Annotated in this window: 11 protein-coding genes; 9 read left to right on the top strand and 2 right to left on the bottom strand. The window is 47.2% G+C overall.

What is annotated here, in order from left to right; genetic code table 11:
* The coding region (locus tag AC1DM9_RS26800) for a hypothetical protein (RefSeq protein ID WP_477583120.1) at nucleotides 1–462 on the bottom strand (462 nt) is incomplete at its 3' end.
* A gap of 517 nt (nucleotides 463–979) precedes the next feature.
* Between AC1DM9_RS26800 and AC1DM9_RS26795 the strand changes: the two genes are divergently transcribed.
* The gene (locus AC1DM9_RS26795) at nucleotides 980–1,609 is read left to right on the top strand and encodes a hypothetical protein (RefSeq protein ID WP_477512564.1); all 630 of its coding nucleotides are present in this window, start codon (nucleotides 980–982) and stop codon (nucleotides 1,607–1,609) included.
* 418 nt (nucleotides 1,610–2,027) lie between these two features.
* Here the strand turns inward: AC1DM9_RS26795 and AC1DM9_RS26790 are convergent, their stop codons facing one another.
* Complete coding sequence (locus AC1DM9_RS26790; RefSeq protein ID WP_076268860.1) at nucleotides 2,028–2,639, bottom strand: superoxide dismutase; 612 nt, start codon at nucleotides 2,637–2,639, stop codon at nucleotides 2,028–2,030.
* A gap of 355 nt (nucleotides 2,640–2,994) precedes the next feature.
* On the opposite strand from AC1DM9_RS26790, the gene AC1DM9_RS26785 reads away from it, so the two are divergent.
* The 8 genes from AC1DM9_RS26785 to folE all read left to right on the top strand — a co-directional run bounded on the left by AC1DM9_RS26785 (nucleotide 2,995) and on the right by folE (nucleotide 7,937).
* Complete coding sequence (locus AC1DM9_RS26785; protein ID WP_339206861.1) at nucleotides 2,995–3,417, top strand: GNAT family N-acetyltransferase; 423 nt, start codon at nucleotides 2,995–2,997, stop codon at nucleotides 3,415–3,417.
* 110 nt (nucleotides 3,418–3,527) lie between these two features.
* Nucleotides 3,528–4,085, top strand: coding sequence for a DUF402 domain-containing protein (locus AC1DM9_RS26780; protein WP_441885113.1), 558 nt, complete (start codon nucleotides 3,528–3,530; stop codon nucleotides 4,083–4,085).
* Nucleotides 4,082–4,705, top strand: a complete 624-nt coding sequence (lepB, locus tag AC1DM9_RS26775; protein WP_477512567.1) for a signal peptidase I — start codon at nucleotides 4,082–4,084, stop codon at nucleotides 4,703–4,705. Before AC1DM9_RS26780 ends, lepB begins: the two co-directional genes overlap by 4 nt.
* Nucleotides 4,706–4,815: 110 nt before the next feature.
* Nucleotides 4,816–5,250 (top strand): ribonuclease HI, encoded by a 435-nt coding sequence (gene rnhA / locus AC1DM9_RS26770; RefSeq protein ID WP_339206864.1) that lies wholly within the window; start codon nucleotides 4,816–4,818, stop codon nucleotides 5,248–5,250.
* The gene (gene queG, locus AC1DM9_RS26765) at nucleotides 5,251–6,432 is read left to right on the top strand and encodes a tRNA epoxyqueuosine(34) reductase QueG (RefSeq protein ID WP_477512569.1); all 1,182 of its coding nucleotides are present in this window, start codon (nucleotides 5,251–5,253) and stop codon (nucleotides 6,430–6,432) included.
* On the top strand, nucleotides 6,425–6,958 hold the full coding sequence (locus AC1DM9_RS26760) for a methylated-DNA--[protein]-cysteine S-methyltransferase (protein ID WP_441885120.1): 534 nt from the start codon (nucleotides 6,425–6,427) through the stop codon (nucleotides 6,956–6,958). Before queG ends, AC1DM9_RS26760 begins: the two co-directional genes overlap by 8 nt.
* Nucleotides 6,959–7,085: 127 nt before the next feature.
* Entirely contained in the window at nucleotides 7,086–7,307 is a 222-nt protein-coding gene (locus AC1DM9_RS26755) for a YneF family protein (RefSeq protein WP_053372732.1), read from the top strand.
* A gap of 36 nt (nucleotides 7,308–7,343) precedes the next feature.
* Nucleotides 7,344–7,937: a GTP cyclohydrolase I FolE gene (gene folE / locus AC1DM9_RS26750; RefSeq protein ID WP_076268865.1), complete on the top strand. Its 594-nt coding sequence runs from the start codon at nucleotides 7,344–7,346 to the stop codon at nucleotides 7,935–7,937.
* The last annotated feature ends 120 nt before the right edge of the window (nucleotides 7,938–8,057 follow it).

Genomic DNA, 8,057 nt, shown 5'->3' with positions numbered 1-8,057 from the left:
GCCGCCGGGTCCCCCTGGCCCAAAGCCGCCGGGTCCCCCTGGCCCAAAGCCGCCGGGTCCCCCTGGCCCAAAGCCGCCGGGTCCCCCTGGCCCAAAGCCGCCGGGTCCCCCTGGSCCAAAGCCGCCGGGACCGCCCGGCCCAAAACCGCCGGGACCGCCCGGCCCAAAACCGCCGGGACCCCCTGGGCCAAAACCGCCGGGACCCCCTGGGCCAAAACCGCCGGGACCCCCTGGCCCAAAACCGCCGGGACCACCTGGGCCAAAACTGCCGGGTCCCCCCGGCCCAAAGCCGCCGGGACCACCTGGGCCAAAACTGCCGGGTCCCCCCGGCCCAAAGCCGCCGGGTCCGCCCGGCCCAAAACCACCTTGCTGAGGCGTTGGCGTGATCATTCGAGGTCCACCACAACCGCAGCCCTTGCTAGCTGGACGAGAATTCACATTATTAGCATAAGTATATTCCATGAGAGTACTCAGACTCCTTTACATCGCAAATTAGGCATTTATCCTACTGTAGCGTATGCGGCAAAAGCCTATGAGGTGAGTGTGCGTATGAGGCGGGTGTAAAAGGGAACTAGTATTTCTTATCGAGCTTAACGGACATTAGTTCCGCTATTTTGGCTTAAAACGCAAGTTTAGCCTACTAACGGACATAGGATACGTTATTACTCTTAAAATGAGCTCAATTCGCCCTAATTCCAGCAAATAAAGGATCCTATGTCCGTTAAAACTTCAATATACGGATATTTCGCCAAATAGAGGAACCTATGTCCGTAAGGAGAGAAAACCTGACCATTATCGAAGGTAAAAACTCCTATGATACTAATGAGGTCAACCTAACCTCTATCCAGTTACAGGCTAGCTATTCGGAAGATAAATGAATACACTCTGCCACGCTATGTCTATCAATTGTATATATTTGCCTATAGCGAAACTGTCCCTATATAATGATATGAAAATAATTACAGAAGGTGGTTGTTGCGTGAATCAACTGCGGGGCATTATTTTGGAAGGATTTTCGAATGCGGGTAAAACATCGGTATTGAAGTCGTTAAAGCTAATGCAAGCGCAGGACGAATCAGCTGAGCGAAGTGTTATCGTTTTAAGCGAGCATTATTCACAGGTGCTGCACAACGTACGTGGTCAGTTTATAACATCAAGTCACGAAGAGCATCTCCAATTGTTGAGTGAAAGAGTTGCTATGCTGAGGCAATTAGAAGAATGGTCAACTAAGCTAGGGAGAGCTTCACGCGGCTCGCGAGGTGTATTCTTTATACTAGAAAGGTTTCATTTAAATCATAGAGTCGCCTATTCTGATAAAACAAATAATGAAATTGAAGCTATCGAAAAGGAACTCTTACACTTTGGGGCAAAATGTGCATTATTAACGATATCACCGGAAATAGCTGAACTAAGAATTCAAAGCCGCACGCCTGATGAATGGTCGAATAAGAGTAGTGAAGAAATTAAAGCAGCAGCAGATGAACTGGTAGCAACTCAATTGAAACTGCGAAAAGCAGCAGCAAACTCAGTCATTCCTACTCTAGAAATCAACACCGATAACAAAGCTTGGGACACTTACGCAAAAGAAATCATTCGTTTGTTGGACTAGTATATTCCTCCAGTAATTAATGAGCATCACAAGCCAATTGTCAGAGCTGTGCTTCAACTCCCTGCATCATAAGCAAATTGTCAGAGTTGTACTTCAACTCCCAGCACCATAAGAGCATGGTCAGTGTTACACTCCAACTCCCTGAACCTAAGTGGACGGCAGGGTTGTAATTCAACGTTCTGCAACAGAAGCAGATAGACAAAGTTGTACTTCAACTTCCTGCACCCTAAGCTCATCAGCAGTATCGTAACCCAACTCCAACTCCCGCGTCTTATGTACATTGTCAACATTCCACTCTTTTTCCCTGCACTTAAGCAACTTTCCACTCCAACACCCAGCACCTTATACGCATCATAAAAGAAATAAAAACCGGCGCTTGCCTCATTAAAGAGGCAAGCGCCGGTTTGGAAAAACAATATTATTTAACAGCTGCTTCGTAACGTTTGCCAACTTCATCCCAGTTAACTACGTTCCAGAACGCTGCGATGTAATCAGGGCGTTTGTTTTGGTAGTTCAGGTAGTAAGCGTGCTCCCATACATCGAGGCCAAGGATTGGCGTTTCGCCTTCCATGATCGGGCTGTCTTGGTTTGGCAAGCTGTATACTTTCAATTTGCCGTTTGCAACTGCTAGGAATGCCCAGCCGCTGCCGAAACGTGTTGTTGCTGCTTTTGCGAAGTCAGCTTTGAAAGCTTCAAAGCCGCCTAGCTCGCTTTCAATTGCTGCTGCAAGAGCGCCAGTAGGTGCTCCGCCAGCGTTTGGAGCGATTGTTTCCCAGAACAAGCTGTGGTTAGCATGTCCGCCGCCGTTGTTGCGAACAGCAGTACGGATTGCTTCAGGAACGCTTGCAAGATCGGAGATCAAATCTTCGATTGATTTGCTTTGCAATTCTGGAGCGGACTCCAAAGCAGCGTTAAGGTTAGTCACGTAAGCGTTATGGTGACGGCCGTGGTGAATTTCCATTGTAGTCGCATCGATATGCGGCTCAAGTGCGTTGTGCGCGTACGGCAAAGCAGGTAGTTGATGTGCCATTTTTTACAGCCTCCTAATTATATGTAGTTATCCAAGTCCATTATCCCTTATCCGATTGAATAAATCAACATTATTGTTTCAAAAGTCGAATGGGCTAAAACGATCAAACATAACCTAAAATAGGGTATCTCGACGCTAGCTAAAATATACAGATTAGGAAGATAGAACTGCATTTATAGAGAAATAAATGGATTAAATTGTTGTAAGCGCTTAATATTAAGCGTTTACACGAGATAATTGATGATTTCTTTAATTTTTTTAAGGAATATTAAAGATTGAAGCAGGATTTCGTTTAATTTTGTCGTAATATATTTTAAATGCAATACTATGACATGGTATAGAAGGTGTAATTTTAATGAATGTTCGTTCCTTCCAGTTGTCCGATTACCGATCAATTACAGCACTGCTTGAAGAGGTTCTAACAGAAGAGTGCTACGAACAAACGATGGAAGCTTTTGCCCGCCAGTTGTCATGGGATAGTGATTTAGTATTAGTCGCTGTCGAAAATTCCGAAATTGTGGGCATGATTATCGGTACGATTGATAATAACAAAGGTTATTATTATCGAATTGCTGTATCTCCTCTCCACCAAAGGAAAGGAATCGGTAAAACGCTTATCCAGGCATTGCGCCAGCGCTTCGAACAGCGCCGTGTCACAAAGATACTAATTACCGCGGACGAGCACAACGAGCCAGTTTTACCGCTGTACGAGTCGATGGGGTATGTAGCCAACGATTTTATCAGATCTTTTCAGAAATTGAGCATTGTAGCTGGTTAACGCGAACTTTACTGCATGTAAGTTGTACGCAGGGCATATCTGCATCGCCATTGCTTTTGGCGGTCAGATATGCTTTTCTTATTACTATATACATTTATGAGGAGAACGGGATGGAACCATATCGGCACTGTGTCATCAAAAGCTTCAAACATAACGGTCACATTCACCGTATATGGCAACAGAATTGGCTTGTGCCTGATGAGCTGCTTGACGAGCAGCATAAAGCGGAATCCATTAAGGTGCTCATAAACCGTCAAACGCCGATTCAAGAGGCTGATGGTAAGATATGGATCAGCCGCGTCCCAGCAGTCTCCTTTTTTATACCGGGGCAGTGGTTCAATGTTGTGGCTCTGCTAGAGGACGGAGGCGTCCGCTATTATTGCAATATTGCCTCACCGCTGTACATTCAGGGTGATGTGCTTACCTATATCGATTACGATTTGGACGTTATTCGTACAGTTGATGGTGGAAGGACAGTCGTCGATCAAGATGAATATGAGATGCACAAAGCGGCTTATCACTATCCGAAAATGGTCGAAGAAAAGGTGCATGAGGGTCTTGATGCGCTTTTGAAGCGGATGGATCAAGGGCAATCGCCTTTTCAGGATCAGCTCGTGCTGAAGTATTATGAGGATTGGCTGAAACGAAGTGAAGAGGTGGAACAATGAGCCTTGAGGACCAGAATCGCAAGCCAAGTAATGAAAAAGCAGGAATCAGTGTAGATGCGGGATTATCTGCCCATACTGTTGCAAGCAATCGCTCCAATTGGCTCGCAGAACTGCTCGATTGGTCGAAAACATTGGTTGTTGCATTTGCTGTGGTGCTGCTTCTGCATTTTTTTGTATTTAACCTCTCGAAGGTAGAAGGTCATTCGATGGAGCCGACGTTAACGGAGCATGAGTGGCTGTTTGTTAATAAATTTGTGTACCTGGTCGGCAAGCCCAAGGTTGGTGATGTCGTTATTTTGAAGGAACCGGATATGGGAGAAGACGAGGAAAAGTTTCTTGTAAAAAGGATCGTTGGGGTTTCCGGTGATCGTATTGAAATCCATAATAAACAATTGTACCGTAACGGCGAGCTAGTGGACGAGCCTTACACGGATTCATTAATAGAAGATATGAGCTATGGGCCTGAAGTAATAAGTGAAGGAAACTATTTTGTAATGGGGGATAATCGACATGCTAGGGCGAGCTTGGACAGCCGGACGTTTCACGCTGTGCCAGAAGAACTGATTCGCGGCAGAGCCGATTATATTTTATGGCCTTACAAAAAGATAAGAGCGCTTTAATCACATTGTGTGTGAATAGCGGCTGCTTACGAAGTAAGTTTGCTAACGCAAACTTTAAATAGATGCTTACGAAGTAGGTTTGCATTCGCAAACCTTTAGGAGGGATTCTTATGAAGGACGTTATGATCTATACGGACGGTGCATGCTCTGGCAATCCGGGGCCGGGCGGCTGGGGAGCAGTGCTGTTTTTTGGCGTTCATCAGAAGGAAATTTCAGGTGGAGAGAAACACTCGACGAACAATCGTATGGAAATCCAAGCAGTAATCGAAGGGTTGAAGCTGCTTAAGGAGCCCTGTAAGGTGACGGTGTATAGTGATTCAGCGTATGTCGTGAATTGCTTCCAGAAAGGCTGGATACACGGCTGGCTGCGCAACGGGTGGAAGAACAGCAAGAAGGAACCTGTAGAGAACCAAGAGCTTTGGAAAGCGCTTTGGGAGCTTATGCAGCGTCATAAAGTAGAATACGTAAAGGTAAAAGGCCATAGCGATAATGAATGGAATAATCGTTGTGACGAGCTGGCTCGTGAAGCAATTAAAAGGTTATAGATGATGACAGATAGATGGGCAAAGCTGAAGGAAGAGATGATTGCGGCGGCACCAAGCCTCGGCATCGACAAGATAGGGATCGCTTCGGCGGATCCATTCACATCATTAAAGCAAATTTTGCTTAGGCACCGCGAGCTCGGAAGAGAGTCTGGCTTCGAGGAGCCTGACATTGAGAAAAGAACGAATCCAGCGCTGTTGTTTGAAAATCCGCAGTCGATTATTGCAATAGCCATTGCCTATCCATCCAAGCTGAAGGACCCTCCTAAATCAGAGCCGGGTGCAAGGCGAGGCATTATGTCACGTTCAGCTTGGGGAGAAGATTACCATAAAGTGTTGCGTGATCGGCTTGCTAAGCTGGAAGCATGGCTAAGGGAGCGGATGCCGGATTTGCGCGTGGAAAGCATGGTCGATACCGGCGCATTGTCGGATCGCGCCGTTGCTGAGCGTGCAGGCATTGGCTGGAGCGCAAAAAACTGCGCGATCATATCGCCGGAGCTCGGCTCGTGGATTTACCTCGGTGAGATGATTACGAATGTTCCATTTGAACCGGATGAACCGATAACGGAAAGCTGCGGCAGCTGCACCAAATGTATTGACGCTTGCCCGACGGATGCACTAGTTGGACCGGGGCAATTGAATTCAAGCCGCTGCATCTCCTTTGTTACACAAACGAAGGGAATGATATCGGACGAGTTCATGCGAAAAATCGGCAATCGGCTTTATGGCTGCGATACTTGCCAGACGGTCTGCCCGATAAACCGCGGCAAAAACTGGACGCATCAACCAGAGCTGCAGCCGGATATGGAATTAGTTAAGCCGCTGCTCGTACCGCTTCTAACGATAGGCAACAAGGAGTTTCAAGCCAGATATGGCCGAACATCCTCCGCTTGGCGGGGCAAGAAGCCGATTCAGCGCAATGCAGTAATCGCGCTCGGCAACTTTAAAGAGGCTAGTGCAGTGCCGGATTTGATCAAGGTGCTGGAGCAGGATCCTCGCCCGGTGCTCCGCGGAACAGCTGCATGGTCGCTTGCGCGAATTGGCGGCGAGCAGGCAAAGTCTGCTTTGCTTGGAGCATCAGTGAAGGAAACGGATGAGGAAGCACTACAGGCGATTGCGAATGCCATTGCTCAATTAAGCACGATTCCAGAAGACAACTCGGAAGCAGGTGGTGCAAGTGAGTGAACGACTTTATACGGCTGAGATCGATTCGCCTATCGGGCCGATGACGTTAACGGCAACGGACAAAGGGATTTGCCACTTGGACTTCGCTCCTTACGATTCGGCTTTAGAGAAACTAGAGCAGTGGACGAAGCGGGTATTTGGGCACGGTGCCGCGGATATTACGCGGGTCGAAGCAGCCTCTCATGAACAGCTGAATGAAGCAGCAAGGCAGTTGGCGCTTTATTTTGCCGGAGAGCTTCAGCAATTCGATCTGCCTATTCAAATGTATGGCACACCGTTTCAGCAGAAGGTGTGGGCAGCTTTGCAGCAAATCCCTTATGGGGAAACGCGTACTTATAAGGATATCGCTGTGATGCTGGATCAGCCTGGAGCTATGCGTGCCGTAGGTGGAGCGAACAATCGCAACCCTGTCTCGATCATCGTGCCTTGTCATCGCGTGATTGGGGCAAGCGGCCAAATGATTGGTTATGGCGGAGGTCTTCCTATTAAAATCGCGCTGCTTGATCTGGAAAAGAGTGCGAAATAAGAGCATCAAAAATTGTCACAAAAAGGTTAAGCGGAGCGTCAGCATGTTCATTGCGAACAAGAGGTGAACATGCTATCATGGGAACATTATACACAGCAGGAGATTTGGAAAGGGTCAGGTGAAAGGTATGTCGTGGGTGAACATTGTTGTACCAATTGTTACTTTAATTGCAGGAGCTGTTGGGGGCTTTTTTGTAGGCGTATTCTATCTGCGGAAGCAGCTTGAGAAAATGCAAAATGATCCAGAAATGATTCAGAAAATGGCGAAGCAAATGGGCTACAATCTGAATAAGCAACAAATGCAAAAAGCGCAGCACATGATGAAAAACCAAAAGATGCCTCGCAGATAAAGAAAGACGCGGGGGGACCGGAAGGAGAGTTCAGAAATGGCGGGAAAGAAAGATTACGTCAATTCGAGTGTTTCGAGCAACCGGGAGCAAATTGAACATCACATAAGAGAAATATTGAAACTTGTCGGTGAAGATGTAGAGCGTGAAGGCTTGCTGGAAACACCCGCTCGTGTGACTCGAATGTATGAGGAGATTTTTGCCGGATATGAGGTTGATCCTCGTGAGGTGCTGGGCGTTACGTTCGATGAGCAGCATGAAGAGCTTGTCATTGTAAAAGATATCGTTTATTACAGTCAGTGCGAGCATCATATGGCGCCGTTTTTCGGAAAAGCGCACATTGGCTACATTCCTAGCGGCAAAATCGCTGGTCTTAGCAAGCTTGCTAGACTCGTAGAGGCGATTACTCGCCGCCTGCAGGTGCAAGAGCGGATTACATCACAAATTGCGGATATCCTTACTGAGGAGCTGCAGCCGCATGGCGTCATGGTCGTCGTGGAAGGCGAGCATTTGTGCATGTGCTCACGCGGGGTGAAGAAGCCTGGCAGCATGACCGTAACGTCTGCGGTAAGAGGCGACTTCCGCAGCAATCCTGCGCTTCGCTCCGAGTTTTTGACATTATTAAAGCAATAGACGATATAAACAAGCAAAATTGCCTTCAGCGTCCTCTGGATGCTGAAGCAGCTTTGACGGTGAAATATAAGATAAGTATGAGAAAATGATATACTTTCTTATATTTCAAGCAAAAACGCC

This window comes from Paenibacillus sp. 01T431, from assembly GCF_056398625.1.
The sequence above is the reverse complement of the archived record's forward strand: the minus strand, read 5'-3'. Positions and strand labels throughout refer to the sequence as shown.

Coding starts and splice junctions, on each gene's coding strand:
- AC1DM9_RS26790 (WP_076268860.1), bottom strand. CDS start 2,639: ATGGCACATCAACTACCTGCTTTGCCGTACGCGCACAACGCACTTGAG.
- AC1DM9_RS26785 (WP_339206861.1), top strand. CDS start 2,995: ATGAATGTTCGTTCCTTCCAGTTGTCCGATTACCGATCAATTACAGCA.
- AC1DM9_RS26780 (WP_441885113.1), top strand. CDS start 3,528: ATGGAACCATATCGGCACTGTGTCATCAAAAGCTTCAAACATAACGGT.
- lepB (WP_477512567.1), top strand. CDS start 4,082: ATGAGCCTTGAGGACCAGAATCGCAAGCCAAGTAATGAAAAAGCAGGA.
- rnhA (WP_339206864.1), top strand. CDS start 4,816: ATGAAGGACGTTATGATCTATACGGACGGTGCATGCTCTGGCAATCCG.
- queG (WP_477512569.1), top strand. CDS start 5,251: ATGATGACAGATAGATGGGCAAAGCTGAAGGAAGAGATGATTGCGGCG.
- AC1DM9_RS26755 (WP_053372732.1), top strand. CDS start 7,086: ATGTCGTGGGTGAACATTGTTGTACCAATTGTTACTTTAATTGCAGGA.
- folE (WP_076268865.1), top strand. CDS start 7,344: ATGGCGGGAAAGAAAGATTACGTCAATTCGAGTGTTTCGAGCAACCGG.